Raw genomic sequence first — 25,238 nt, forward strand, 5'->3', positions numbered from 1 at the left:
CGCCGTCACCGAACGCCGGTCGTTCGACTCACCGGTACGCGAGGCTCACGTCTATCTCGTTCGTCGCGGCGCGCAACCGGTCGAGTATCTCGCCTTCGCACCGTTCTTTCGAGAGGCGGTGGGCCGGTCCGGCGACGCTCAACGCGCCCTGCACCTCGCCCTCGAATCTGAGGGGAACGCCGATGGCGTGGATGCCCGCCAGGTCCTCGCTCTGGTTGAGCGCGTATCCCTGTTCTCGAATCCGCGCGAGTTCCTCGTTCAGTTCGTCTCGGTCGGTGATGGTGTCGTCCGTCCGGGCGGGCAGGCCGTGCGTGTCGACGATTCGGTTTACCTCGTCTTCCGGCAGGTGCGCCAGAATCGCCTTCCCACCGGAGTTGCAGTGCATGTGCGCCCACGTCCCTAGGAGTTTGTTCACGTCGATGTCGTTCTCGCCGCCGCGGCCGTACACGTACATCGCCTTTCCGCCCTGGTGGGTGATGAGCCACGACATCTCTCCGGTCTCCCGTTCGAGCCTGTCCGCGGCGAACATCCCCGCGCGGAAGATGTCCAGTCGCCCGCGGACGTACTGTCCGTAGTCGAAGAACTGAAGCCCCAAGTGGTAGGTCTGGCCTCGCTTCACGACGAACCCGTGGTCGCGCATCGACGTCAGGTGACCGTGCACCGTGCTCTTCGCGACGCCCGCCGCCCGCGCCAGTTCGGTGACTCCCGCCCCGTCTCGCTCCCGCAGGAGTTCGATGAGAGCGAACAGCGTCTCGTCCGACTTGACCCCCCTCTTCGAGTCCGATTCGCGGTTCATACCGACGTACACGGCCACCGCGTAGTTAAATGTCCAGTGTCGTCCGAACCGCTTCGACTCCGCCGAACGACACCCTTTGTTCGGTGACATCGAACGCGCTCCGTGGTTCCTATCCCGGCTGTACTCGGCTGAGAGGCGCGCGACTCTGTCACGAACGATCACGAAACTGGCACTGCCGTTACAGGGTTAGTCCTGTAATCTCTCGCGTATCGACGAGGTGAGGACGATTTCTGCACTTTCGGACGCTCTCTGCCCAATATTCTGGTTAGATACTCTCGCTACACCGCCTCTGTTTCGGTCCGAGCACAGTTCTGTTCGGTGTCATCGAACGAGATGTCGCCAGCGCCGATACTCCGGCCGGTGCGGGGGAACGCCGCGTCGGTCCGTTCGCGTAAACACTTATCTGGTACTGGCCGAGCATTGAACGTATGTCGTACCAGTCCGATCTCACAGCAAAAGCGGCGTCCGCGGAGGGACTCCCGGACCCGCACGACGTCGTGGCAAAAGACGAGGAGGTACCGCTCGACGCCCTGTTCTCCGACGAGTTCGTCCGCGCGCACTCCGGATTCGATTCGTTCGACCAGATGGTCGCCGCGAGTCCGTCGGACGCGACGACGGCGGGGGAACTCGGCCGCGTCACCGACGGCGAGTGGGACGCGTTCGTCGCCGAGACGACGGACTTCGCCGACGAGTCGGAGATGGTGTTCGCCGCGATAGACCGCTGGGTGGCCGCCGAACTCGGGCTATGATACACGATGGCACGCAACAGAACGGTTATGACGGCCGCATCGAAAGACGAGGGCAGAGACGATGATTGAGACTGACGCGGACCGTCCGGTGCTCGTCGCCGGCGCCGGTCCGACAGGGATGACGACTGCGCTCGCACTGCACGCTCGGGGCGTTCCGGTGACTATCGTCGAAGCCGAGTCCGAGGACCGCGACCGGTCCGGGAGTCGAGCGATATACGTCCACGGGACGACGCTTCGGACCTTAGAGCGAATCCACCCGGGACTCGGGATGGACCTCGTCGAGGAGGGGTTGGTCTGGCCGACCCGACGGACGTGCTGGCGGGGCAAAGAGGTGTTCTCGCGGACGTACGACAACCCCGGCGGGTCGGGTGACGTTCCGCACTTCTCCAGCATCCCGCAGGTCCGTACCGAGGCGTACATGCGCGAGGCCCTCGACGCGGCGGGCATCGACATCCACTGGGACGCCGCCGTCGAGACTGTCGAGACGAGTCCCGACGGCGTCCGCGTCGAGACGGCCGACGGGCGGACGTGGGACGTACCGTACCTCGTCGGCGCCGACGGCGGGGGGTCGACCGTCCGAAACGAAATCGGTGCGAACTTCGACGGCGACCAGTCGGAGAACTCCTTCATCATCGCCGACGTCGACGAAGTCGACGAGGACCCACTACCGCTCGAACGACTGTTCCACTACGACGACCCGAGCGTCGGCGGCAGAAACGTCCTCCTCGTCCCCTTCACCGGCGGATGGCGACTCGACGTGCAGTGCATCGAGGGCGACGACCCCGAAGAACTCTGCAGCGACGAACAGATGCGGGAGTTCGTCACCGCGGTCATGGGCGAACGCTACGCCGACAACGTCTCGTGGGTGTCGAGTTACAAGTTCCTGCAGGTGATGGCCGACACGTTCGTCGACGAACACCGCCGCGTCCTCCTCGTCGGCGAGGCGGCGCACTTGCTCGCGCCGTTCGGCGCGCGCGGCATGAACTCCGGCATCGCGGACGCCGACGAGGCGGCGTCGGCCATCGCCGCCGCGTACCGCGCGCGCGTCGACGCCGTCGCGCGCGACGAAGTCGAACTGTACGCCGCGCGTCGCGAGAAAGCGGCGGAGTACAACCTGGCCGCGGCCGGACAAGCCCTGGAGTACCTGCAAGGAGAGAACCCGGCGACGGTACTCCGAAAAGAGGCGGCGGCGTCGCTCGCCGACCACTTCGAGGTGGCGGGCGAATACTTAGACGACGCGCCGTACGGCCCGCACGGCAGTCCGCCCATCGTCACGACCGGAAACTACTGAACGGGGCGGCCGACTCGGACCACACCCTCGGCGACGACGAAAGTAGTTGTACTAACACGAACGCCATTCGACGGCGAAATTCCGGTCCGTGCGGTTCTTCCGTGCGATGTCGGCGGCGTGTTGAGTTTAGCCGAGTAACTGACTCGATTTCGAGTGAACTCTCTTCACACGTTTTACTCCGTACTGCCCCCCCAATTTACGTCCGATACTCCATACGGGATACTCACTCGATTGCGGGTTGTCGCTTCAGTCCTCGGCTCCCGTCCGTCGAGACGACTCCCCCGGCCGCGTCTGCATCTGTACAGACGCGGGGTCCCTCACAAATAGTTATGTTTGACTGTGGTTCTCAGTGAGGCCTCTGCTCCTCTCCGTCCGCGACGGTTCGGGCGACAAGGGGAGCGCTGTCCTCGCGCCACAGATGTTTACAACTGTGAAAACGGCATCGTGTACGCGTCGCGTCGGGCGTTCTCTCGGCGCGCCGTCTCGAACCGGCGACTCACGGGGGTAAACACGAATCATTAATAATTCGGGCTCCGTGACGAACATGTAATGGAATACAACGGCCCAACGCAGTTGTACGTCGACGGCCAGTGGACCGACGCCGAGTCGGGAGAGACGATTCGGACGGTAGACCCCGCGACGGAGGAGGAGTACGCCACCGTCGCGAAGGCGGACGCAGAAGACGTCGAACGTGCGGTCGACGCCGCGTCCCGCGCGATGGAGCGTGGCAGCGAGTGGCGCGAACTCGACCCGGGCGCGCGCGGTGCGGCGCTCCGTCGGATGGCCGACGCCATCGAGGAGATGAAAGACGAGATTACGCTGGTCGAATCGCACGACAACGGCAAGACGCCGTTCGAGGCGGGCATCGAGATTCAGATGGTCATCGACACGTTCCGCTACTTCGCCGGGTGGACGGACAAACTGACGGGCGAACACAACCCCGTCCCCGGCGAACGCCTGAACTACACGACGCGCGAACCCCTCGGCGTGACGGCGCACATCGTCCCGTGGAACTATCCGTTCCAACTCGCCGGTCGTTCCATCGCACCCGCACTCGCCTGCGGTAACTCCGCCGTCGTGAAGCCGTCGAGCGAGACACCGCTGTCTGCGCTGTACTACGCGCTCGCCGCCGAGGAGGCGGGCCTCCCGGACGGTGTCGTCAACGTCGTCCCCGGGTCGGGGTCCGGCGCGGGCGCGACGCTCGCACAGCATCCCGACGTGGCGCACATCGCCTTCACCGGCAGTACCGAAATCGGGAAGGGCGTCATGGCCGACGCCGCGCAGAACGTCACCGGCGTGACGCTCGAACTCGGCGGCAAAGGCCCCCAACTCGTTTTCCCCGACGCTGACCTGGGTGCCGCCGCGAAGGGCGTCCACTACGGCATCTTCATGAACGCCGGGCAGATGTGCTGGGCCGGGTCGCGCTTGCTCGTCCACGAGGACGTGGCCGACGACGTCGTCCAACACGTCGTCGAAGGAGCGAAGTCCACTCCGCTCGGTTCCGGTATCGACGACGACGGTCGGATGGGTCCGATGGTCAGCGAGGACCAGCGACAGACCGTCCTCGACTACATCGAGACGGCCAGAGAGGAGGGCGCAACGGTGGAGTACGGCGGCGGCGTCCCCGAGGACAAAGAGACGGGCTACTTCGTCGAACCGACCGTCCTGACCGACGTGACGAACGACATGACCGTCGCCCGCGAGGAGATATTCGGTCCCGTCCTCTCGGTCATCGAGTTCTCGGACGAACAGGAGGCGCTGGAGATAGCCAACGACTCGCCGTACGGCCTCCTCTCCGGCATCTGGACGACTGACCTCTCGCGCGCGCACCGCGTCGCCGACGCTCTCGACTACGGGATGGTCAGCGTCAACGAGTATCCGGTGACGTTCCCGCAGACGCCGTTCGGCGGCACGAAGCAGAGCGGACACGGCCGCGAACAGGGACTCGAAGCCGTCCACGAGTACACGCAGACGAAGAACGTGAACGTCAAACTCGACTGACGGTCAAGAAAGAAAGAGCGGACGACTCACTCGCCGCGCCACTCGGGGTCGCGGTCCTCGAAGAACGCGTCGATACCTTCGTTCTTGTCGTGGGAGGCGAACAGTTGGAAGAAGAGGTTCGCCTCGTAGTCGAGTCCGTCGTCCAGACCGAGGCGACTGCTCGCCTTCACGGCTTCCTTCCCCAGTTCGAGCGCCAGCGGCGACTTGTTGGCGATGGACGCCGTCAACTCGGCGACGCGCTCGTCGAACTCCTCGTCCGAACAGACGACGTCGACGAGTCCGATGTCCTTCGCCTCGGTTGCACTCACGAGTTCGCCCGTCAGAATCAGGCGCATCGCTTGCCCCTCGCCCACGAGGCGGGGAAGGCGCTGGGTGCCGCCGCCGCCGGGGATGAGACCGAGATTTATCTCCGGTTGGCCGACCTTGGCCCGTTCGTGCGCGATGCGGATGTCGCAGGCGAGTGCGAGTTCGCATCCGCCGCCGAGTGCGTGTCCGTTGAGGCGGGCGACGACGGGTTGCGGAAGGTTTTCGACGGCCTCGTACACCCGAGGACGACGACTCGCCTCACGCTGTTCGAAGGTGTCGCGCTCGCGCAACTCGGAGACGTCCGCGCCCGCGACGAACGCCTTCGCCTCGTCGGACCCCGTGAGGACGACGACGCGCGCGTCGCTGTCGGCGATGCGTTCCGTCAGGCGCTTCAGTTCGGTTCGGACCTGTCCGTTGAGGGCGTTCCGCGCGTCCGGTCGGTCGATGGTGACCGTCGCGACGTGGTCGTCGACGTCGAGACGGACGAGGTCACAGTCGTCGGCGTGCAGGCTCATCGTCCACCCTCGTCGGCGGGGCGGACCGCTTCGCCGTCTTCCCAGACGTAGAACCCCTCGCCCGACTTCTTCCCGAGGTTGCCCGCGCGGACCTTCCGCTTGAGGACTTGCGGCGGGCGGAACCGTTCGCCCAACTCCTCGCGGAGGTACTCCAAGATGTCCAGACGGACGTCGAGTCCGACGACGTCGGTCAGTTTCAGCGGCCCCATCGGATGCCGGTAGCCCAGTTCCATCGCCGCGTCGATGTCCTCCGCCGAGGCGACGCCCTCCTCGACCATCCGCATCGCCTCGCACCCGAGGGCGACGCCGAGTCGCGAGGAGGCAAAGCCCGGCGAGTCGGTGACTTCCACGGCCGTCTTGTCGATGTCGGCGACGAACTCGCGGGCGAACGACAGCGTCTCCTCGCTCGTCTGTTCGGCGACGACGACTTCGACCAGCCCCATGATGTGAACAGGGTTGAAAAAGTGCAGGCCGACGGCGCGGGAGGGGTCGGAGAGGACGCTCGCGACTTCCGTCACCGACAGCGACGAGGTGTTCGAGGCGACGACGGCGTCGGCGGCGGCGTGTTCTTCCACGTCCTCGAACGTCTCGCGCTTGATGTCGATGTCTTCGGGGACGGCCTCTATCACCAACGCCACGCCCGACACCGCCTCCGCGAGGTCGGTGTAGCCCTCGATTCGGTCGAACGCGGCGTCGGCCTCCTCCTGCGTCAGTTTGTCCCGTTCGACACCGCCGTCCAAGTTCGACCGAATCGCGTCCAGACCGCTCTCGACGTACTCCATCTCGATGTCCCGGAGTCTGACGTCGTGGCCCGCCATCGCGGTCACCTGTGCGATGCCGTGACCCATGGTCCCGGCACCGAGTACACACACTTGCATCGTCTCTCTGCACGGCGCGGCAACGATAAAAAACCACCCACCCGGCGTGGGTCGCGGGCCGCCGCCGCGAGTGTTCCGACGGCTACTCGGTCGGCGTGAACTTCGCGCCGTATCGTACGACGCCCTCCTGTTCGTAGATGCGGCGGACCGTCCGCCGAACCGCGTCGCCGACGGCGACCGACTCGTGGTCGCAGTCGGTCAGTTGCGCGGGCATGAGCACCGACCCGTCACCGTCTCGCGCGTCGAGGCGAACGAGTGCGGCGCCGTACGCGCCGTCACGCTGTTGTAACTCGACGAACTCCGGCGGCGCGCCGCCGTGACCGATGACCGTCCGCGCGGCGACCGTTCCCACAGACGAGAGCGGTGCGCGCTCGAACTCCACGCGTTCGTGGCAGTCGTCGCACGCGCCTTCTCCCGGGAACGACAGCGCGCCGCAGGCGGGACACCGACCGGCGGTGAGCGCGTAGCGACTGTCGAGCGTCCGCCGCCACGTCGGAAGCGAGACGTTCGCGCCGCCGCCGGCGACATCGCCGTCCACGACGATGCCGCGCTTTCGCAGGGATTCGACGTAGCTCACCCGTTCCCCGTCGTCCAGCGTCGCCGCCTCGTCGCCGTCGAGACGCCCCTCGAAGGCGAACGCGACGGCACCGCCGCCGCTTCCGTAGAACGCGGCGAGGACGCTCTCGTCGCCGCCGGTCTCCAGTGCCGCGACGAGACCGATAGCCGCCGTCGCCGCGCCCGCGTCGCCGATGCGGTCCACGACGGTCCCCTCGGCGACGGCCCCGTTCGAGACGACGCCCTCGCCCGCGATTCGGTACGGCATCGACCCGTTCGGTTGGTGAAGCGACGCGGCGTCGATTCGGTCGGCGTCGAGTCCGAGGTCCGCGATTGCGTCGCGCGTCGTCTCTCGAATCGCCGCGCGTTCGTAACCCGTGATGTCGAGCGAGGCGACCTCCTCCTCTGCCGCCTCGCGAAAGCGCACGCCGGGCGACTCGTCCGTCGCCGACCCGACGCCCGCGAACGTGACCGCCGCGTCGTCGTCGACGAGGAACGCCGCCGCGCCCGCCCCGAAGGCGTGGTCGCTTCCGGCGGGGTCGCCCACCGGGGCGTCGGCGACGACGGCCAGCACCGTCCCCTCGGCGTTCAGCGCCGTCTCCAGGGCGTCCGCGCCGGCGGCCGTGCTCTGCCCGTGGTGCCACGTTCGAGTCTCCGACGAGAGACCGAGCGCCTGTACGACTCTGGGTGCGAGTTGCTCTTCGGCGACGGGCGGTGTCGTCGTCGCGAAGGCGACGGCGTCCACGGCGTTCGGCGACATCGCCGAGTTCTCCAGCGCGCGGCCCGCGGCGGCGACGGCCATTGTCACCGCGTCCTCGTCGCCCGCTGGGACCGCCTTCGCGTCGATTCCCCGGCCCTGGAACGCGCCCCACGCCTCTCTCACGTCTTCGGCGGTCACGCGGCCGCGCGGGACGTAGACGCCCGCGGCGGCGATGCCACGGGAACTCACGGCTCCACCTCCGACGTCCGCTCGAAGACGTGGACGGTGACGCCGCCGCCGGACCCGCCGACGTTGTGCGTCAGACCGCGGACGGGGTCGTCCGTCTGCACCGACGCCTTCCCGCGGAGTTGCTTGAACGCCTCCACGACCTGTCCGGTCCCCGTCGCGCCGATGGGGTGACCCTTCGACTTCAGGCCGCCCGAGGTGTTGACAGGCAGTTCCCCGTCGGGGTCGGTGCGCCCCTCTCGGAGGAGCGTTCCGGCCTCGCCCGGTTCGCAGAACCCGAGGTCCTCGTACGCGAGGAGTTCAGCGATGGCGAAGCAGTCGTGCACTTCGGCGAAGTCGAGGCCTTCCGGGCCGACGCCGGCCATCTCGTACGCCTGTTCTGCGGCCTCCTTCGTTGCGGGGATGGAGGTCAACGAGGGTCGCTGGAACAGTCCGACCCGTCCGCTCGCCGCGCCGACGCCCGCGACGCGAATCGGGTCGTCCGTGAGGTCGAACGCGACGTCCTCGCTCGCGACGAGGACCGCGCTGGCACCGTCCGTCGTCGGACAGCAGTGATAGAGGTTCAGCGGGTCGGCCACGTCGGGCGCGTTCACCGCGTCCTCCAGCGAGCACTCGAAGCCGAGGTGCGCGTCGGGGTTCTGCGCGCCGTTGCCGTGGTTCTTGACGGCGACGCGCGAGAGGTCCTCCTTGGTCGTCCCGTACTCGTCCATGTGCGCGGAGGCCATTTGCGCGTAGACGCCCGCGAACGTCGTCCCGGAGAGCCGTTCCCACTCCGTCTCGCCGGAGACGCCGAGCCACCACTTCGTGTGGTCCGAACTCGTGTCCGTCATCACCTCGTACCCGCCAGCGAGGACGAGGTCGGCCATCCCGGACTTGACCGCCGCGACGGCGCTCCGGAGCGAGTACCCGCTCGACGCGCAGGCGTTCTCGACGCGCGTCGTCGGGATACCGTGCAGGCCGAGGTGTTCGGTGACGGCCGGTCCGCTCAGACCGATCTGTCGGCCGCCGACGCCGAGCGTTCCGATGAACGCCTCCTCTATGTCCGCGGTGTCTAGCTCGCCGTCGACGCTCTCCAGCGTTCTGTCGAACGCCGTGTCGAACAGCGAGCGGTACGTCTCGTCGGGGAAGGAACCGAACGGCGACTGTCCGGCCCCGACAATGTAAGCCTCACTCATCGATAGTTGAGTGTCGAGGCCCCCATAGAAAAGGATGCGGGAGGAGGTGACGACGCGACGCGGCGAGACACCGGACACGTTCCGCGCTCCCGCCGGACCGCCGCCGACTCGACGGCACGGGAACCGCCTCCATCCCAACCTATATGTCTCTCAGCCGAGACCAATCGTGTGGTATTCCACCAATGAACATACGAGCAGCAGTGATGCACGAGGAGGGCGGCGCGTTCGAGATAGAAGACGTGAGTCTGGAAGACCCGCAGTCGGACGAAGTGCTCGTCCGCATCGTCGGCGCGGGAGTCTGTCACACCGATATGATCGTCCGCGACCAGATGTATCCGACACCGCTCCCGGCGGTGCTCGGCCACGAGGGGTCGGGCGTCGTCGAGGAGGTGGGGTCGAACGTGACGAACGTCGAACCCGGCGACCACGTGGTCTTGAGCTTCGACTACGACGACACCTGCACGAGTTGTCGGGACGGCCACCCGGCGTTCTGCGAGGCGTTCTTCGCGCACAACTTCGGCGGCGTGCGGCCGCACGACGAGTCGTCGCCGCTCTCGCAGGACGGCGAGCGAATAAGCGGTCGCTTCTTCGGGCAGTCGTCGTTCGCGACGTACGCCATCGCGACGGAGCGAAACGTCGTCCCCGTCGAGGACGACGTACCGCTGGAACTGTTGGGTCCGCTCGGATGCGGCATTCAGACGGGCGCGGGCGGCGTCATCAATTCCCTGAACCCGCAGGCGGGCTCGTCTATCGCCGTCTTCGGTGCGGGCTCGGTCGGACTCTCGGCCGTCATGGCCGCCGGTATCAAGAGCTGTACCGAGATTATCTCTATCGACCTGAAGGAGAACCGGTTGGAGAAAGCCGACGAACTCGGCGCCACCGCGACGGTGAACCCCGAGGAGGTGGACGACGTCGTCGAGGCCGTCCGAGAACTCTCCGACGGCGGCGTCGACTACGCACTGGAGACGACGGGCGTCCCCGCCGTCGCCGAACAGGCGGTGGAGACGCTCACGCAACGCGGGACGCTCGGTGTCATCGGTGCGCCGGCACTCGGGACGGAGGCCGGTTACGACGTCAACAACCTCATCCTGAACGGACGGAGCATCACCGGCATCGTCGAGGGTGACTCCGACCCACAGCAGTTCATCCCGGACCTCGTCGAACTCTACCGACAGGGGAAGTTCCCGTTCGACGAACTCGTCACCTACTACGACTTCGAGGACATCGAACAAGCCGTCGAAGACTCCGAGGAAGGCGACACCATCAAACCCGTGCTTCGCATGAGCGACGCCTGAGACGGACTCCTCCGCGCTCGACCGCGGACTGACCACTCCGTTTCGGGACGCGGTGACTCGCTCTCGACCCGACTGTACGAGAAAGCATTATAACGGTGGACAGTCCTCAATGAATTATGTTAGCAGTAACCGACCTCCGGAAGGAGTTCGGCGGACTGGTGGCCGTCGACGACGTCACCTTCGAGATAGCCGACGGAGAGATAGTCGGACTCATCGGCCCGAACGGGGCCGGAAAGACGACGCTGTTCAACAGCATCACGGGCGTCCTCGAACCCGAAGACGGGACGCACGTCGAGTTCGACGGGACGGACATCGTCGCGTTGGAGACGCACGACATCGCGCGGAAGGGCCTCGTTCGAACCTTCCAAATCGTTCGCGTGTTCAACGAGATGACCGTTCTGGAAAACGTGACCACTGGTGCGCTGTTCGGAAACGACGAGTCCATCTCGCGCGACGAGGCGGAGGAACGCGCCCGTGAAGCACTGGAGTTCATCGGACTCGCCGACAAAGCCGACGTGTTGGCGGCGAACATCCCCATCGCGCAGAAGAAACAACTCGAACTCGCGCGCGCCCTCGCCTCGAAGCCTCGACTCCTCCTCTTGGACGAGATTGCGAGCGGTCTCACGCCCGGCGAGATAGCCGAACTCACGGACACCATCCGCCGCCTCCGCGACGAACGCGGCATCTCCGTCTTCTGGATCGAACATATCATGGACGCCGTCATGAGCGTCGCTGACCGCATCATCGTCCTGAACAGCGGTCGCAAACTCGCCGAGGGGACGCCCGAAGAGATTCGCGCGAACGACTCCGTCGTCGAGGCCTACCTGGGGGACGAAGCGTGATAGAAGTCGACGGCATCGACGTCTCCTACGGCAACATCCAGGTGCTTTGGGACCTCTCGTTTCACGTCTCCGAGGAGGACCGCGTCGTCTCCATCGTCGGCCCCAACGGGGCGGGCAAGTCGACGCTGCTTCGCGTCATGTCCGGACTCCACCCCTACCACGCCGGGTCCGTGACGGCGTGGGGTGAGGACGTCGCCGAGATGGACCCCTCGGAAGTCGTCCAACGCGGCTTCGTCCACGTCTCCGAGGAGCGCAACCTCTTCGGCGACATGACCGTCCGCGAGAACCTGGAGATGGGCGCGTACACGAAACGCGACACGCTGGACGAGACGCTCCGAGAGGTGTTCGACCTCTTCCCCATCCTCGAAGAGCGCGCGAGTCAGCGCGCGGGGTCGATGAGCGGCGGGCAACAGCAGATGCTCGCCATCGGGCGCGGCCTGATGGCCCGGCCGAAGATTCTCGCACTCGACGAACCGTCGGAGGGTCTCGCCCCGCAGATTACGAACCGCGTCTTCGAGAAGATAGACGAGATAAGCGAGGAGGTGACCGTCCTCCTCGTCGAACAGCACGTCCACAAGGCGCTCGGACTCGCCGACAGAGCCTACCTCTTGGAGAACGGGGAGTTCGTCGCCGAAGACACCGGCCCGGCTCTCTTGGAGTCGGACCACATCAAAGACGCGTACCTGTAGCCTCGTCGCCCCCGTCACTTCGCCGCCTCACGAGTCGAACGCGCTTTTTTGTCGTTACGCTGGACCCCGCTGGTTTTCCGCGTCAGAGAACGAGGGTCACGCGCTGTTCGACGTACGTCGAGACGCGTCGAAAGGTGCCGAGGAATCGAACGTAGTCGAACGAATCGAAGACCGTCGCGGCGGCGTTACTGGCCGCCGTCGACGTCGCTTCCGCCGTTCCCGCCCGTACTTCCCCCTCTCGCGTCCGCCACGAGGTCGCGCGCCGAGCGCACGACGCCGCGGCGGAAGTAGAGGAACAGCACGATGAGCAGCGCGCCGAAGATGGCCGTCCGCCACGTCTGCAGGCTCTGCGCGGAACTCAGGAACTCCTCGATGCCGACGACGATGACCGCGCCGACGACGGGTCCGAGCGTCGTCCGCAGGCCCCCGACGACGAGGACGATGAGGACGATGACGTCGACGGCGAGGAAGGTGAACCCACCGGGGAGGACGTAGCCGGACTCCCGCGCGAAGAACGCGCCGACGACGCCGATGATGAGTGCGGCGACGAAGCCCGCGATGGTCTTGTACCGCACCACGTCGATGCCGATGGACTCGGCGGCGACTTCGTCCTCGCGGATGGCGTCGAACGCGATGCCGTACTTCGAGTGGACGAGTCGCAGGTAGACGCCGAGCGTCGCCACGAGGAGCACCAGCACGATGTAGTACAGCACGAGTTTCGTCTCGATGCCGACTGCCTCGGCCACGACGCCGAGCGAGAAGTACTCGTACGGGAAGCCGGTCGACCCGCCGGTGATGTCGCGCGCTCCGACGAATATCTCGCTGAACACGAGTTGGAGGTTCAGCGTGAGGATGGAGATGAGCACGACGGTGAAGTTGCGCTTGGCGGAGACGTAGCTGACGAGCATCCCGATGAGTCCGCACACGAGCGCCGCGACGGGGAGCGTCACCCACGCCGAGATGGACAGCGCGTCCGCCAGGAGCGCCGTCGTGTACGCACCGACGCCCGCGAGGCCGCCGACGAACAGGAACAGTTGGTCGGTGTGGCCGAAGACGATGTTGAGCGCGACGGCGAACAGCGCGATGAGAAGCAGGTGCGCGAGCACGCTCTCGTAGTAACTGCTGCCGAGGACGACCAACGGTGCGACGGCGAACAACACCGCCACGATGGCGACGTTGCGGACTTCCGTCCCGAGCGACGCACGCGAACTCATTGTATCGCCTCCGGGCGGGCCAAGAGCACCACGATGGCCGTCACGAACAGGATAATCGTCGCGATGTACGACCCGACGAAGAAGTTCGCGAACTGGTTGACGAGTCCGAGGAGCACGCCGGCGCCGATGGCGCCGACGAGGCTCCGGACGCCGCCGACGATGGAGATGATGAGCGCGAACGTCGTGAACTCGAAACCGTTCGAGACGGCGACGGCCGACCCGGCGGCGAACACGAGGCCACCGAGTCCGGCCACCGCCGCCGAGAGGACGAAGATGAGCGTCCGGATGCGTCGGGGGTTCACCCCGACCAGACGCGCGCCGCGTTCGTCTTGGAACACCGTTCGCGTCGCTTTCCCGAGGAACGTCCCGCGGAGGAACGCGAAGACGGCGGCGAGGACGACGGTGCCGACGGCGACGATGACGAGCGAACTCCCGGTGAGCGTCGCGCCCGCCACGGAGAGCGTCCCCACGTCGAGGGGGAGGGTGTACCGCGACGGGAAGTAGTTGATGAGGATACCGTCCAGTAACACCGTCAGCCCCAGCGTCGTGAAGATGCCGAGGAGGATTCTGTCCTCTCCCTCCGACCGGTAGACGAGCGACAGTAGCGTCCGGTCGACGAAGAGACCGAACGCCGCGACGGCGACGAGTGCGACTACCGCCGCGACGACGAGGCCCATCCCCTGTTGGACGACGACGGTGGCGACGAGCACCGCCAAGACGGCGAACGTGCCGATAGCGAGGTTGAGCACCTCGCCGAGACCGAACACGAGTGTGATGCCGACGCCCAGCAGTGCGAGGAACACGCCGAAGGCGAGTCCGTCGACGGCGAGTCCGAGGAGCGTACTAGCCGTTACCATACGTCCCCCGTCCTCGTCGGAGTGAGTCGCGTCGCTGTTCGGGACGCACGTACCGTGCGGTGCCGACGTCGCACCGCGTGACAGCGCTGGTCACTGGTCTGCAGGGAGCGCAGGCAGCGCGTCGGTTCGGAACTGCTCTTCGAAGCCGAACTTCCCGTCCGGGTAGTACGACGGCGCTTCTGCGGTCAGTTGGCTGTATATCTGCACTTGGTTCTTGAGTTCGCCGTTCTCGGTGTACTCGATGGGGTTCGCGAACAGCGTGTCGAACTTGATACCGCGGAGCGCCTCTCCGATGGCCACCGGGTCCGCCTCGCCGGCGTCTTCGATGGCTTGCGCGAGCATCTTCGCCGAGACGTAGCCGTACGCCGTGTGGGTGTCGAACTGGCTGCCCCTCGCCTCGCCGAACCGCTGTGCGACTTCCGCGAACTCGTCGCTGTACACGTCCGTGTTGTGAACGTGCGTGAACCCGCCCTCGAAGGCGAACTCGCCGAGTGCGCCCGCGATGACGCCCGGTGGGAAACTCGGTCCCGTGATGACCTCGGGGCTGTAGCCCAGTTCGTTCAGTTGGTTGGCGATGGTGAGCGACCCCGGCGGGTGGCCCGTCGCGACCATCATCTCGATGTCGTCGGGGTACTTGCGGATGAACGACTTGAAGTCGCTCGCGCCGACGGGTGCCGCCTGCACGTCCACGTCGACGCCGAAGTGTTCGTTGATGCCTTCTTCGATGGACCGACCCCACGCGTAGTCGCCGATAATCGCGCCGACTTTCTCGTAGCCCGCGTCCGCGACGAGGTTCGCCTGTGCGCGCATCGTCGTGTCCGCCGGGAGGAGTCCGACGCGGAACGTGTACGTCGTGTCCGGCGTGATGGCCTTGTTCGTCCCCGACATGTGGAGCAACATGGGGACTTCGAGTTCCTGGGCGGTGCGTGCGGTTCGGATACCGACGTCGGAGGAGACCGGACCGACGGTCGCGACGGCGTTCTCCTGTTCGACGAACCGGCGGAAGACCGTGTCTGCCTGCCCGGCGTCGCTCTTCGTGTCGGACTCGACGATTTCGAGGTCGCGACCCAACACGCCGCCGTCGCTGTTGATCTCTTCGACGGCGAACGCGAGTCCGGCGCGGTGCGCGTTCCCCCACGGGGTGAACGGCCCCGAGAGCGGTTGCATCGACCCGATGACGATCGGTTCGCCGGAGTTTCCACCGGAGTCGCTTCCTCCGTCGGTGGAGTCGCTTCCGCCGTCGTCTCCGCCGGACGCGTCGGTGTTCGTCTCGCCGTCCGACCCGCCGCCACCCGCGCATCCCGCGAGTAGGCCCAGTCCCGCCACGCCGCCCGCTTTCAGAAAGTTCCGTCTCTGGAATCGTTTTCGTTCGACCATGAGTGTCACAATTATTGAGCGCCAATAAATATCTTTGTAGTGTGTTCTCACGGGTGTTGTTTTGCCGTTTACGACCGCTTCGAGGGCTGTATCGGCCGTCTATGGGTCAAATTTCTGTTTTCTAACCCGAAAACAGCCCTCCCCGAAGCGTGGATTTATCACGACGGACCGTGCGATGTGTTGTATGCCTGCGGACAAGACTGCGAGCATGGCGGAGGCTATCGCCAGCATCGAACCGGGCAGTACCATCGCGGCGGGGTTGGCGCTGGAGCACGCCATCCCGTTCGCCGCCGGACACGAGCTCGTGCGGCAGGGGACGGACGACCTGACGCTCGTCGGCCCCATCAGCGACGTGCTGTTCGACCAACTCGTCGGCGCCGGACTCGTCTCGAACGTTCGCGCCGCGTGGACGGGAAACGTCAGCGCCGGAAGCGGCTACAACTTCCGACGGGCGGTCGAAGGCGGTGAGCTGGACGTCGAGAACCACTCGAACTTCTCCATCGCGCTGTCGCTTCACGCCGCCGAACTGGGCGTCCCCTACCTTCCGACGCGCTCGCTCCTCGGGAGCGACATCGCGGGGGAACCCCAGTTCCGCATCACCGAAGACCCGTTCGAGGGCCAGCGAGTCGTTCAGGTCCCCGCCATCGCCCCGGACTGGACGTTCGTGCACGTCCAACGCGCCGCGCCGACGGGAGACGCGCACCTGTGGGGCAACACCGGCGTGACGTACGAAGCCGTCAGAGCCGCCGACAACGTCCTCGTCACGGCCGAGGAGATAGTCGACCCCGAGGTTATCAAGAGCGACCCGAGTCGCACTCGCATCACCCGCGAACAGGTGACCGCAGTCGTCGAAGCGCCGTTCGGTGCGCACCCGTCGCCCGTCGCCGGGCGGTACAACCGCGACAACGAGTTCTTCTTGGAGTACGCCGAGGCGACCCGAGACGAGGGCGGCTTCGACGCGTGGGCCGACGAGTGGATTCACGGCGTCGAGAGCCGGGCGGAGTACCGCGAGAAGGTGACGCGTGACCTCTCCGTACGCGAACCGACGACGGCCGCGGAGGTGACCTATGGCCAGTGAGGACGCCTCGGAGTACACCGCCCGCGAACTGATGGTGAGTGCGGCGGCGCGCGAGATAGACGACGGCGACGTCGCGTTCGTCGGGATGCGACTTCCGCTCATCGCGTTTCAAGTCGCGGTCAGCACGCACGCGCCGAACGCGATGTCCGTGTTCGAGAGCGGCGTCGTCCGAGAGGACCCGGCGGACGGCTTTCTCCACACGATGTGCGACCTTCCGAACCTCGACCGCGCCGTCTCGACGACGGGCATGCTCGACGTGATGGGTCGCCTCGCGCGTGGCGACATCGACGTGGGCTTCCTCGGCGGCGCGGAGATAGACCGCTACGGCAACCTCAACACGACGCGCGTCCACGCCGGCGACAGGGAGATTCGGCTCCCCGGTAGCGGGGGCGCCTGCGACATCGCGTGTCTGTCCGACCGGACGGTCATCCTGATGGCGCACGAACCCCGGCGATTCGTCGAACGCGTGGAGTACGTCACGAGTCCGGGCCACGGCGAGGGCGGCGACTGGCGCGACGAGCAGTCGGTACAGGGCGGCGGCCCGAACGCTCTCGTCACCTCGAAGGCGACGTTCGGCTTCGACGACGGCGAACTCTACCTCCGGACGGTTCACCCCGGCGTCGACGCCGACGAGGTGGCCGCGGACTTCCCGTGGGACCTGCGGACGCGGGAGGACGTCACCGGCGAAGCGGTCGGCGTGACCGACGCTCCCTCTTCGGAGGCTGTCGAGCTCATCCGCGAGTTCGACCCCGACGGATTCTGGACACGCGGCTGACATTCAGGAAGAATCGGTAGGAACTACTATATCCCCCCATTGCGACACTCTCTCTTGTTATGCAAGCACGCGTCCCAGCTGAGAAGCTACCCGACGCGGGTACGGGTCCAGAACTGATTCACGCGGTTCCGGAAGTCCACTACCCCCAGCACGTGAACGTGGTGACCGAACTCGTCGACAGACACGTCGAAGACGGCCACGGAGACGACCCGGCCGTCCGGTTCGAGGACGACGAACTCTCGTACGCCGAACTGCAGTCGAAGGTGAACAGCTTCGGCAACGCGCTCTCGGAACTCGGCGTCGAACCGGGAAGCCGCGTCGTCGTCCGCTTCCCGAACCGTCCGGAAGCCGTTATCGCCTGCCTCGCGGTCCAGAAACTCGGCGGCGTCGCCCTGCCGTCGATGAAGCTCCTCAGAGCGAAGGAACTGGAGTACATCTTCAACGACTCCGGGGCGACACACTGCGTCGTCTACGACGCGCTCTTGGACGAGGTGGAGAACGCGATGCCCAATCTCGAAACGCTCGACGACGTCGTCGTCGCGGACCGCGGGGCGGACGTGGAACACGACCACCACGACTTCGACGACCTACTCGACGGGGCCTCCGACGACCTCGACGCCTACGAGACCGAACGCGACGACCTCGCACTCATGCTGTACACGAGCGGAACGACGGGCCGTCCGAAGGGGGCGATTCACACCCACCGGCAGATGCTCGCGACGGCCGACTGCTACGCGCGCTACTGTCTCGAACCCACCCGCGACGACGTGTTCGGCGGCAACCCGCCGCTCCCGTTCGCGTACGGGTTCGGTGACCTCGTCACCTTCCCGCTTCGGTTCGGCGCGACGACGAGTCTCGTCGAGGACGCCAAACCCGGCGACCTGTTGGACGCCGTCGAGAACCACGGTATCACCATCCTCTGCTCGATTCCGACCGCGTTCAACCAGATTCTCTCGGCGCACCCCGACGCCGCCGACGAGTACGACCTCTCCAGCCTCCGCGCGGGGATGAGCGCGGGCGAACCGCTGGCTCCGAGCACGTTCGACGCGTTCGAAGACGAGTTCGGCGTCCCTCTCTTGGACGGTATCGGGACGACTGAGATGCTCCACATCTTCGTCAGCCACCGGCACGACGGGGATATCGACCCCTCCGCGACGGGCTTCCCCGTCCCCGGCTACGAGTGTCGCGTCGTCGACCCGGACACGATGGAGGAGATGCCGCGCGGCGAGGCCGGTCTGTTGGCCGTTCGCGGTCCGACGGGTATCTCCTACTGGGGCCGCCCGGACAAACAGGAGGACGCCGTCGTCGACGGATGGAGCTTCCCCGGCGACATCTACGTCCACCGCGAGGACGGCCGTCTGGAGTACAAGTCGCGCCGCGACGACCTCATCATCTCTTCGGGCTACAACATCCCCGGTCCCGAAGTGGAGAACGTCCTGCAGGAACTGGACGCCGTCTCGGAGGTGGCCGTCGTCGGCGCACCGCACGAGGAACGCGGTCAGATAGTCAAGGCGTTCGTCGTCCTCGCGGAGGGGTTCGAAGGGAGCGACGAACTCGTCGACGAGTTCCAGAACCACGTCAAGAACACGCTCGCTCCGTACAAGTACCCGCGCGCCATCGAGTTCGTGGAGACCCTCCCGCGGACGGAGACCGGAAAGATTCAGCGCATCAAACTCCGCGAACGCGAACAGGAGTAACTGACGCTCACCGAGTAACTGCTACCCGTCGACCGGTCGCCCGTCTCGACTCGCCGACCGACCCGCTCTGTCCCCGCCCTCCGCGCGCACGGTGCGCCCTGACCGTCACGTTCCGAGACGCGAGCGTTTATGCGCCGTTCACGAGACGTTCCCCGTGATGCCACGACGCTACTACGAAGATATCGACGCGGACGAGGTTCGTGCCCTGGGACGCTACACCGCCGAGCGCGACGAACTCTTACAGTTCGCCGAACGATACGACCCGCAACCGATTCACGTCGACCCCGTCGCCGCCGAAGACACCATCTACGGCGGAATCATCGCCAGCGGGTGGCACACGGCGAGTTGCTGTATGCGCCTCTTGGTCGACGAGTTCCTCTCGGAGACGGCGACGCTGGGGTCGTTCGGCCTCGACGAACTCCGCTGGCGAACCCCCGTCTACCCCGGCGACACCGTGAGCGTCGAGGTACGCGTCTTGGAGAAGACCGAATCGACCAGCCGAGACGACAGGGGCTACATCACGTCCGAAGTCGAGGCGACGAACGGGGACGGCGACGAGGTGGTGTACTGGCGGGCGACCAACATCTTCCTCAAGCGCTGATTACTCCACTGCTTACAGAGGTGTAAACGTCGCTCTGATTGGGTGTTCACTTTCGTTTCGCAAATTCTTGAGGAACGTTTATGTATGTTCGACGGGAGGGACGTGACGAACGCGCATGGCACGAACGTACACCACGTCAGAAGAGTACCTCCCCGAGGACACCGACGGAGAGGTCACCCTCCAGGTGACGGACACGGAGTCACGCGAGATATTTCGGACGCGGGCGCGGGTGTCTCGGGACCCGGACGGACTGAGAGACCCCGCCCCGCTGACCGTCGTGAAGGGGCCGCACGAGAACATCGAAGAGCAGTGGTACATCGACTTCATCGAGACGGACGTCGGCGACGCCGAGGTGGACACGGACCTCCTCCGCGAGTGCTTAGAAGAGGCCCGCGAGGACTCGGACCTCCTGAACGCCCGTTCGGAGGAGTTGCGTGCGATGCTACAGTATCTCGTTCGGAGCGGGGAGTACGGGTCGCTCTCGGACGCGGTCCGTTCGCTTCTCTCCGCGCAACTGTCCACCGCACACCCCGAGTTGGTCGACGAGTACGTCGACCTCAGGACGGCCGTCGAACGCGAGTCCGTCGCCGCCGCGTTTCGGGGTGACGAGCGGTGAGCGACGACGGGGACGGAATCGCCTCCGAACCGAGCCTCCGGGCCTACCTCGACACGTTGGACGAGGCGGGTGACCTCGTCCGCGTCACCGACGAGGTGTCGTGGGACCTCGAAGCCAGCGCCATCGCCATGCGGGCCGGCGAACGAGACGCCCAGATACCGCTGTTCGAGTCGGTCGCCCGAAGCGGCGTCCCCGGTGCGCGACTGGTCGGCGACCCGTACCGCGGGTCGCAGCGTCGACCGTGGGACCGCATCGCCACCGCTCTCGGCCTCCCCGCGGACACCGACGGCGCGACGTACTACGACGCGATGCTCGAACGCCTGACCGACCCCGTGGAACCGACGACGGTGGCCTCGACGCCCGACGCCGCCCCGTGTAAGGAAGTGGTCCACGTCGGCGACGACGTCGACCTGCTGTCGTTCCCGTGGCCGTACATCCACTCCGGCGACGGCGGGCGGTACTCGAACCTCCACACCCTCGTCGCGCCGGACCCCGACTCCGAGTGGGTCGACTGGTCGACGCACCGAGCGATGGTCCACGACGACAGGCAGGCGAGCGTCCTCTTGCTAGCGGGCGAGCAGACGCCGAACCTCTTCTACTACAAGTACGAACGCCGCGACGAACCCATGCCCGTCGCCATCGTCGTCGGCACGGAACCCGCCGTGCAGTGCACGTCGGTGATGTGGATTCCGACCGGCAGCGACGAGGCGCGGTACGCGGGCGGCCTGCGTCGCGCGCCGGTCGAACTCGTTCAGTGCGAGACGAACGACCTGTACGTCCCGGCCAACGCCGAACTCGTCGTCGAGGGACACCTCGTCCCCGACAAGCGACTCGACGAGGGGCCGTTCGGCGACTACTTCGGCTACATGCACGGCCCTCGTCGTTCGATGCCGGCGCTCGAAGTCGACGCCGTCACGCACCGCGAGTCGCCCATCATCCCGTTCTGCGTCGAGGGGACGGGCGTCGGCTACACGGAGAACACGACGAGTTCGATGGAGGCGGGATGCGTCGGCCCCGACGCGACGCTCGGCCTCCGAGCGGCCGGATTCGACGTGATTCGGTGCGTCCCGTGGCAGTTCACGCCCCGCACCGCCTACGTGGTGGCGACGGAGACGAACGACCCCGGCGCGCTCCACGAACTGGCGAACTTCATCTTCACGACGTGGGGGATGCTCCACATCGACTTCTTCATCTTCGTCGACGCCTCCGTCGACCCGTTCGACACGCGAGAGGTGCTCGAAGCCATCGCCCTCCACGCCGACCCGGACGCGGACTTCCACCAGTTCGGGACGGAGACGATGCCGAAGGTGCCGCTGAACATCTATCAGACGCCGGATGAGAAGGGAGACGCGCAGACGGGGACGTCGAAGGCGAAGACGGCGAAGGCGTACATCGACGCGACGGGGTCGGCGGCCGCACGACCGGACGTCGTCTCCGCCGACAGTCGTGACCGCGCGCGGGAGTTGCTGGCGACGGCGGGCGTCGTCGCCGAGGAGGGCGAGTGATGGAGTTCAGAGAGACGGTCGACGCGTTGGCGACGGCGGACGACCTCGTGACGATAGACGAGCGAATCGACGACCCGACCCTCCCGTTCGCAGTCGCGGCCGAGAGCGCGCGCTCGAACGGTCCGGCGGTCCTCCTGTCCGACGTTCCGGGCGAGGGGAGTCTCGCGTGCGGCGTCCGCGGCGGTCCGGACCGGATGCTCAGGAGAGCGCGCTTGCCGTGGTACCGCTACGCGGTGGGGATGGGACTCCCAGCCGACACCTCGTACGGGCGGATGCTCGACGTGCTGACCACGCCGCCGGCCGACCGCCCGTCGTTACGACGGCGCGCCGCCGCGGCGAGCGGACACGACCGGGACGTCACGTCGCTGTGTCTCCCCGTCGCCGGCGAGGACGACCGACAGTTGGTGTCCGACGGCATCCTCGCCGTCGAGGCGGGCGACCGGCAGTTGTGGGCCCCCGTCCGCGGCGAGGTTCGCGGCCGGTCGACGCTCCGCGTCCACGTGCCCGCCAGCGTCGCGAAGCGCGCGCCCGAGAACGCACCCGTCTCGGTGGCGCTGGGCGTCCCGACGGCGGCACTCCTCGCCGCGCACCTCTCGTCGGCGCAGACGCAACCGTGGCGGCGCTGGTCCGCGCCGGAGGTTGCGGCGGCGCTGGACGACGTTCCGCTCGCGCCCTGCGCCGGCGGCCTCCTCCCCGCCAGCGCCGAAGTCGTCGTCGACGGGACGCTCACGCGCGCGGCGGGGTCGGCGACGGTTCCCCGGGCGGCGTGGGAGGACGTCGCCAACTCCGAACCGTTCGCCGTCGCCGTCGACCGCGTGGCGAGTCGGTCCGACCCAGTTCTCCCGCTCGCCCCCCTCGGCGAACCGCTGGGCGACGACACCCACCTGACGAGTCTCGTCGAAGGAGCGCGCCTGAGCGCGCGTGTGAACGGCTACTGGGGCGTCTCACCGGTCAGTTGGATCGGTCTCCCCGTGGAAGCGGGACTCGGCGTCTGCTTCGTCGCCAGCGAGATTCTCTACGCGGGGTTCGAGTGGCAACTGGCGAACACGCTGTTCTCGTTCGGACCGACGTTCGACAAAGTCGTCGTGCTGGACACCGACGCGACGTTCGAGAACCTCGCTAGCGCGCTGGACGACATGTGGGTGAAGGCGCACCCCTCTCACGACTGGATATTCAGCGAAGCGGCGGCCCCCGCCGCGACGGCCCCGTCGTACAGAGCGGACGGCCAGACGGGGTCACGGCTCTACGTCGACGCGGCGTGGGACCCCCGGTGGGACGAAGAGTTCATCGCCCCGGAAGTCGAGTTCGAGTTGATGTACCCAGAAGAGATTCGCGAGACGGTCGCGGAGCGATGGCACGCGCTCGGATTCGACGGGACCGAGACGTCGGAGGAGCGCGATGAGTGACTTCGTCCGCGTCCCCGTCGGCGGTGGCTCACCGGAGGGGTCGAACAGCGCGTACGTCCTCCCCGACCACAGCGTCCTGATAGACCCCGGGCCGCCGGGAGACGAGGCGTACGAACGTCTCCGGACCGGACTCGCGGACGCGGGAATTTCGGTCTCGGATATCGACCACGTCGTCGTGACGCACTGGCACGCCGACCACGTTGGACTCGCGCCTCGCCTCGCCGCGGCGGCGGGTGCGACGATACACATGCACAAACACGACGCTCCGCTTCTGGGGTCCTACCGCGAGGAACGCCGGAAGCGAACGCGTCGCGACGCGGCCACGCTGGCCGAGTGGGGCGTCCCCGAAGTGCGAGTCGAGGAGGTGCGGGCGGGCGACACGCCGTCGCCGCTTCCTGACGAGACGCCCGTCGTGGCTCACGAGGACGGCGACGTCGTCGCGGGCGGCGAGATTCTCCACACGCCGGGTCACACGCTCGGCCACCTCGCGATTCGGTTCGGCGACGCGATGTTCGTCGGCGACACGGTTCTGCCGACGTACACGCCGAACGTCGGCGGGAGCGACACCCGTTCGACGACACCGCTGACCGACTATCTCCAGTCGCTCCGACGACTGCTCGAACACGACGGGGAGTTCTTCCCCGGTCACGGCGGGTCCCTCGCGATACCCGAACGGGTCGAGACGATTCGCACTCACCACCGCGAACGGACCGAACGCGTCCTCGCCCGACTCGAAGCGCGGGGAGACGCGACGCCGTGGGACGTCGCCGTGGACCTGTTCGGCGAGATGCACGGCATCCACGTCAAGTTCGGTGCGGGCGAGGCGGCGGCGCATCTCCGCGCGTTGGCCGACGCGTCGTTCGCCGAACGCATCGAGACGGACCCCGACCGGTACGCCGTTCGCGACGTCCCTTCGACGGCGACGCTCGCCGAACAGTTCGAGTAACCCGTTTCTCCCGAACGCTCTTCTGTCGACGAACGGGCTCGGTGACGCTCTCGGACGCTCTTTGTCTTGTTTACAACTCTGTGTACAACGTTCACCGTGACTTCAATTTCGATACGATACTACAACTGTAACGCTTTCTCTATCGCGTCTGTGAGGACGCGAATGTCGCCCTCACCGAGGACCACTCGCGGTGGCGTCGTCGCCTCGGCGAATCGGTGGCGAGACGTTCCAGATTTTGTAAACAGAGTTGTAAACAAATGACGGCGAAGCGCTCGCTCGTCGCGTCGAGCGAAACTGAGAAGGAGGGGGTCGGTTACGGGCCCGCGTTCGATTCGAGTTTGAGGTCCGAACGCGCACGCGCGACGCAGGTGAGGACGTACCCTTCGTCTTTCTCGCTTCCGGAGAGGAACATCCCCTCGGTCTGTTCGACCTCTCCTTCGGTGACGCGAATCGCACTGCAGACGCCGCAGACGCCCATCCGGCACTGGTACGGCAGGTCCAGTCCGGCCTCTTCCGCCGCTTCGAGTATCGGCTGGTCCGCGGACACCTGGATGGTGCGTCCTTCGTTCACGAATTCGACCTCGTACGTTTCAGTCATCATTCCACCTGGCGCTCGTAGACGTGCTCGACCGGAGAGAAGCCCATCCGTTCGTAGGCCGCTTGCGCGTGGTCGTCGCCCTCGATGACGTCGACGCGGCAGAACGTGATGTCCCGGTCGGACTCGCCGAACCAGTCGACAGCGGCCTCGACCAATCTGTCGCCGACGCCCTCGTCGCGGTGTTCTTCGACCACGTAGTGGCCGTTGATGTAGCCGTGGTCCGAGAGGCGGAAGATGGGGTGGTCGCCCGTCAACCGCGCCTCGATGACGCCGACGATGTCGTCGTCGGCCTCCGCGACGAACACCGCACCGTACTTCGAGTCGACCAGTTGATTCTCGAAGTACTGGAGCCACCGGTCGTCGGCGTCCTCCTTGTGCTGGTACCGTTCGTCGTACTGCGAGAGGTGCTCTGTGAATCCGTGCCACAGGTCGAGTAAGGCCGGTCCGTCGTCGGTGGTCGCTCGCCGTATTTCGATGTCCATGTCAACTGTTGCGGACCCCCGAGGAAAAAGGTGTATCGGAGAGTCGGG

General features: G+C 66.4%; 24 protein-coding genes. 14 read left to right on the top strand and 10 right to left on the bottom strand.

Features of this window, described 5'->3' with window-relative positions; translation table 11 throughout:
- Window positions 1–28 precede the first annotated feature (28 nt).
- Window positions 29–796: an IclR family transcriptional regulator gene (locus tag BM282_RS14440; protein ID WP_089882793.1), complete on the bottom strand. Its 768-nt coding sequence runs from the start codon at window positions 794–796 to the stop codon at window positions 29–31.
- A 428-nt stretch (window positions 797–1,224) separates the two neighbouring features.
- On the opposite strand from BM282_RS14440, the gene BM282_RS14445 reads away from it, so the two are divergent.
- The 3 genes from BM282_RS14445 (at window position 1,225) to BM282_RS14455 (ending at window position 4,837) form a co-directional block, all read left to right on the top strand.
- Window positions 1,225–1,545 (top strand): hypothetical protein, encoded by a 321-nt coding sequence (locus BM282_RS14445; RefSeq protein WP_089882329.1) that lies wholly within the window; start codon window positions 1,225–1,227, stop codon window positions 1,543–1,545.
- A 61-nt stretch (window positions 1,546–1,606) separates the two neighbouring features.
- Window positions 1,607–2,836: an FAD-dependent monooxygenase gene (locus BM282_RS14450; RefSeq protein ID WP_089882331.1), complete on the top strand. Its 1,230-nt coding sequence runs from the start codon at window positions 1,607–1,609 to the stop codon at window positions 2,834–2,836.
- Between the two features lie 549 nt (window positions 2,837–3,385).
- Window positions 3,386–4,837: an aldehyde dehydrogenase family protein gene (locus tag BM282_RS14455; protein ID WP_089882333.1), complete on the top strand. Its 1,452-nt coding sequence runs from the start codon at window positions 3,386–3,388 to the stop codon at window positions 4,835–4,837.
- A gap of 26 nt (window positions 4,838–4,863) precedes the next feature.
- Here BM282_RS14455 and BM282_RS14460 read toward each other — a convergent pair whose 3' ends face one another.
- The 4 genes from BM282_RS14460 to BM282_RS14475 form a co-directional block, all read right to left on the bottom strand.
- Window positions 4,864–5,658, bottom strand: coding sequence for an enoyl-CoA hydratase/isomerase family protein (locus BM282_RS14460; protein WP_089882335.1), 795 nt, complete (start codon window positions 5,656–5,658; stop codon window positions 4,864–4,866).
- A complete protein-coding gene (locus tag BM282_RS14465) occupies window positions 5,655–6,536 on the bottom strand; it encodes a 3-hydroxyacyl-CoA dehydrogenase family protein (RefSeq protein ID WP_089882338.1) in 882 nt (293 codons plus the stop codon). The genes BM282_RS14460 and BM282_RS14465 overlap by 4 nt, the downstream gene beginning before the upstream one ends.
- Before the next feature lie 82 nt (window positions 6,537–6,618).
- Entirely contained in the window at window positions 6,619–8,040 is a 1,422-nt protein-coding gene (locus BM282_RS14470; RefSeq protein WP_089882340.1) for a zinc ribbon domain-containing protein, read from the bottom strand.
- On the bottom strand, window positions 8,037–9,212 hold the full coding sequence (locus tag BM282_RS14475) for a thiolase domain-containing protein (RefSeq protein ID WP_089882342.1): 1,176 nt from the start codon (window positions 9,210–9,212) through the stop codon (window positions 8,037–8,039). Before BM282_RS14475 ends, BM282_RS14470 begins: the two co-directional genes overlap by 4 nt.
- A gap of 182 nt (window positions 9,213–9,394) precedes the next feature.
- On the opposite strand from BM282_RS14475, the gene BM282_RS14480 reads away from it, so the two are divergent.
- The 3 genes from BM282_RS14480 (at window position 9,395) to BM282_RS14490 (ending at window position 12,038) form a co-directional block, all read left to right on the top strand.
- Entirely contained in the window at window positions 9,395–10,507 is a 1,113-nt protein-coding gene (locus BM282_RS14480) for an NAD(P)-dependent alcohol dehydrogenase (protein ID WP_089882344.1), read from the top strand.
- Window positions 10,508–10,623: 116 nt separating this feature from the next.
- Window positions 10,624–11,349, top strand: a complete 726-nt coding sequence (locus BM282_RS14485; protein ID WP_089882348.1) for an ABC transporter ATP-binding protein — start codon at window positions 10,624–10,626, stop codon at window positions 11,347–11,349.
- Entirely contained in the window at window positions 11,346–12,038 is a 693-nt protein-coding gene (locus tag BM282_RS14490) for an ABC transporter ATP-binding protein (protein WP_089882349.1), read from the top strand. The genes BM282_RS14485 and BM282_RS14490 overlap by 4 nt, the downstream gene beginning before the upstream one ends.
- Before the next feature lie 185 nt (window positions 12,039–12,223).
- Here the strand turns inward: BM282_RS14490 and BM282_RS14495 are convergent, their stop codons facing one another.
- The 3 genes from BM282_RS14495 to BM282_RS14505 all read right to left on the bottom strand — a co-directional run bounded on the left by BM282_RS14495 (window position 12,224) and on the right by BM282_RS14505 (window position 15,486).
- Window positions 12,224–13,252, bottom strand: coding sequence for a branched-chain amino acid ABC transporter permease (locus BM282_RS14495; RefSeq protein WP_089882352.1), 1,029 nt, complete (start codon window positions 13,250–13,252; stop codon window positions 12,224–12,226).
- The gene (locus tag BM282_RS14500) at window positions 13,249–14,109 is read right to left on the bottom strand and encodes a branched-chain amino acid ABC transporter permease (RefSeq protein ID WP_089882354.1); all 861 of its coding nucleotides are present in this window, start codon (window positions 14,107–14,109) and stop codon (window positions 13,249–13,251) included. The genes BM282_RS14495 and BM282_RS14500 overlap by 4 nt, the downstream gene beginning before the upstream one ends.
- Window positions 14,110–14,199: 90 nt before the next feature.
- Window positions 14,200–15,486: an ABC transporter substrate-binding protein gene (locus tag BM282_RS14505; protein ID WP_089882356.1), complete on the bottom strand. Its 1,287-nt coding sequence runs from the start codon at window positions 15,484–15,486 to the stop codon at window positions 14,200–14,202.
- A gap of 184 nt (window positions 15,487–15,670) precedes the next feature.
- On the opposite strand from BM282_RS14505, the gene BM282_RS14510 reads away from it, so the two are divergent.
- The 8 genes from BM282_RS14510 (at window position 15,671) to BM282_RS14545 (ending at window position 24,110) form a co-directional block, all read left to right on the top strand.
- Window positions 15,671–16,564 carry a CoA transferase subunit A gene (locus BM282_RS14510; protein ID WP_245758380.1) on the top strand — a complete coding sequence of 298 codons (894 nt, stop codon included), beginning with the start codon at window positions 15,671–15,673 and terminating at the stop codon, window positions 16,562–16,564.
- Window positions 16,554–17,339 carry a CoA-transferase subunit beta gene (locus BM282_RS14515; protein ID WP_089882360.1) on the top strand — a complete coding sequence of 262 codons (786 nt, stop codon included), beginning with the start codon at window positions 16,554–16,556 and terminating at the stop codon, window positions 17,337–17,339. Before BM282_RS14510 ends, BM282_RS14515 begins: the two co-directional genes overlap by 11 nt.
- 59 nt (window positions 17,340–17,398) lie before the next feature.
- A complete protein-coding gene (locus tag BM282_RS14520) occupies window positions 17,399–19,036 on the top strand; it encodes an acyl-CoA synthetase (RefSeq protein WP_089882362.1) in 1,638 nt (545 codons plus the stop codon).
- A 157-nt stretch (window positions 19,037–19,193) separates the two neighbouring features.
- Complete coding sequence (locus BM282_RS14525; RefSeq protein WP_089882364.1) at window positions 19,194–19,637, top strand: MaoC family dehydratase; 444 nt, start codon at window positions 19,194–19,196, stop codon at window positions 19,635–19,637.
- 115 nt (window positions 19,638–19,752) lie between these two features.
- Window positions 19,753–20,253, top strand: coding sequence for a hypothetical protein (locus BM282_RS14530; RefSeq protein ID WP_089882367.1), 501 nt, complete (start codon window positions 19,753–19,755; stop codon window positions 20,251–20,253).
- Window positions 20,250–21,758, top strand: a complete 1,509-nt coding sequence (locus BM282_RS14535) for a UbiD family decarboxylase (protein ID WP_245758381.1) — start codon at window positions 20,250–20,252, stop codon at window positions 21,756–21,758. Before BM282_RS14530 ends, BM282_RS14535 begins: the two co-directional genes overlap by 4 nt.
- Entirely contained in the window at window positions 21,758–23,164 is a 1,407-nt protein-coding gene (locus BM282_RS14540) for a UbiD family decarboxylase domain-containing protein (RefSeq protein WP_089882369.1), read from the top strand. The genes BM282_RS14535 and BM282_RS14540 overlap by 1 nt, the downstream gene beginning before the upstream one ends.
- Window positions 23,157–24,110 (top strand): MBL fold metallo-hydrolase, encoded by a 954-nt coding sequence (locus BM282_RS14545; RefSeq protein WP_089882372.1) that lies wholly within the window; start codon window positions 23,157–23,159, stop codon window positions 24,108–24,110. The genes BM282_RS14540 and BM282_RS14545 overlap by 8 nt, the downstream gene beginning before the upstream one ends.
- A 313-nt stretch (window positions 24,111–24,423) precedes the next feature.
- Here the strand turns inward: BM282_RS14545 and BM282_RS14550 are convergent, their stop codons facing one another.
- Both BM282_RS14550 and BM282_RS14555 read right to left on the bottom strand, forming a co-directional pair.
- Window positions 24,424–24,708, bottom strand: coding sequence for a 2Fe-2S iron-sulfur cluster-binding protein (locus tag BM282_RS14550; RefSeq protein WP_089882797.1), 285 nt, complete (start codon window positions 24,706–24,708; stop codon window positions 24,424–24,426).
- Window positions 24,708–25,190, bottom strand: coding sequence for a GNAT family N-acetyltransferase (locus tag BM282_RS14555; RefSeq protein ID WP_089882374.1), 483 nt, complete (start codon window positions 25,188–25,190; stop codon window positions 24,708–24,710). The genes BM282_RS14550 and BM282_RS14555 overlap by 1 nt, the downstream gene beginning before the upstream one ends.
- Between the last annotated feature and the right edge of the window lie 48 nt (window positions 25,191–25,238).

This window comes from Halogeometricum limi (genome assembly GCF_900115785.1).
Lineage (GTDB): Archaea > Halobacteriota > Halobacteria > Halobacteriales > Haloferacaceae > Halogeometricum > Halogeometricum limi.

What these genes read in the sequence shown, in the direction of transcription:
- BM282_RS14440 (WP_089882793.1), bottom strand. Translation starts at nt 796, where the DNA reads ATGAACCGCGAATCGGACTCGAAGAGGGGGGTCAAGTCGGACGAGACG.
- BM282_RS14445 (WP_089882329.1), top strand. Translation starts at nt 1,225, where the DNA reads ATGTCGTACCAGTCCGATCTCACAGCAAAAGCGGCGTCCGCGGAGGGA.
- BM282_RS14450 (WP_089882331.1), top strand. Translation starts at nt 1,607, where the DNA reads ATGATTGAGACTGACGCGGACCGTCCGGTGCTCGTCGCCGGCGCCGGT.
- BM282_RS14455 (WP_089882333.1), top strand. Translation starts at nt 3,386, where the DNA reads ATGGAATACAACGGCCCAACGCAGTTGTACGTCGACGGCCAGTGGACC.
- BM282_RS14460 (WP_089882335.1), bottom strand. Translation starts at nt 5,658, where the DNA reads ATGAGCCTGCACGCCGACGACTGTGACCTCGTCCGTCTCGACGTCGAC.
- BM282_RS14465 (WP_089882338.1), bottom strand. Translation starts at nt 6,536, where the DNA reads ATGCAAGTGTGTGTACTCGGTGCCGGGACCATGGGTCACGGCATCGCA.
- BM282_RS14475 (WP_089882342.1), bottom strand. Translation starts at nt 9,212, where the DNA reads ATGAGTGAGGCTTACATTGTCGGGGCCGGACAGTCGCCGTTCGGTTCC.
- BM282_RS14480 (WP_089882344.1), top strand. Translation starts at nt 9,395, where the DNA reads ATGAACATACGAGCAGCAGTGATGCACGAGGAGGGCGGCGCGTTCGAG.
- BM282_RS14485 (WP_089882348.1), top strand. Translation starts at nt 10,624, where the DNA reads ATGTTAGCAGTAACCGACCTCCGGAAGGAGTTCGGCGGACTGGTGGCC.
- BM282_RS14495 (WP_089882352.1), bottom strand. Translation starts at nt 13,252, where the DNA reads ATGAGTTCGCGTGCGTCGCTCGGGACGGAAGTCCGCAACGTCGCCATC.
- BM282_RS14500 (WP_089882354.1), bottom strand. Translation starts at nt 14,109, where the DNA reads ATGGTAACGGCTAGTACGCTCCTCGGACTCGCCGTCGACGGACTCGCC.
- BM282_RS14505 (WP_089882356.1), bottom strand. Translation starts at nt 15,486, where the DNA reads ATGGTCGAACGAAAACGATTCCAGAGACGGAACTTTCTGAAAGCGGGC.
- BM282_RS14510 (WP_245758380.1), top strand. Translation starts at nt 15,671, where the DNA reads ATGCCTGCGGACAAGACTGCGAGCATGGCGGAGGCTATCGCCAGCATC.
- BM282_RS14515 (WP_089882360.1), top strand. Translation starts at nt 16,554, where the DNA reads ATGGCCAGTGAGGACGCCTCGGAGTACACCGCCCGCGAACTGATGGTG.
- BM282_RS14520 (WP_089882362.1), top strand. Translation starts at nt 17,399, where the DNA reads ATGCAAGCACGCGTCCCAGCTGAGAAGCTACCCGACGCGGGTACGGGT.
- BM282_RS14525 (WP_089882364.1), top strand. Translation starts at nt 19,194, where the DNA reads ATGCCACGACGCTACTACGAAGATATCGACGCGGACGAGGTTCGTGCC.
- BM282_RS14530 (WP_089882367.1), top strand. Translation starts at nt 19,753, where the DNA reads ATGGCACGAACGTACACCACGTCAGAAGAGTACCTCCCCGAGGACACC.
- BM282_RS14540 (WP_089882369.1), top strand. Translation starts at nt 21,758, where the DNA reads ATGGAGTTCAGAGAGACGGTCGACGCGTTGGCGACGGCGGACGACCTC.
- BM282_RS14545 (WP_089882372.1), top strand. Translation starts at nt 23,157, where the DNA reads ATGAGTGACTTCGTCCGCGTCCCCGTCGGCGGTGGCTCACCGGAGGGG.
- BM282_RS14550 (WP_089882797.1), bottom strand. Translation starts at nt 24,708, where the DNA reads ATGACTGAAACGTACGAGGTCGAATTCGTGAACGAAGGACGCACCATC.
- BM282_RS14555 (WP_089882374.1), bottom strand. Translation starts at nt 25,190, where the DNA reads ATGGACATCGAAATACGGCGAGCGACCACCGACGACGGACCGGCCTTA.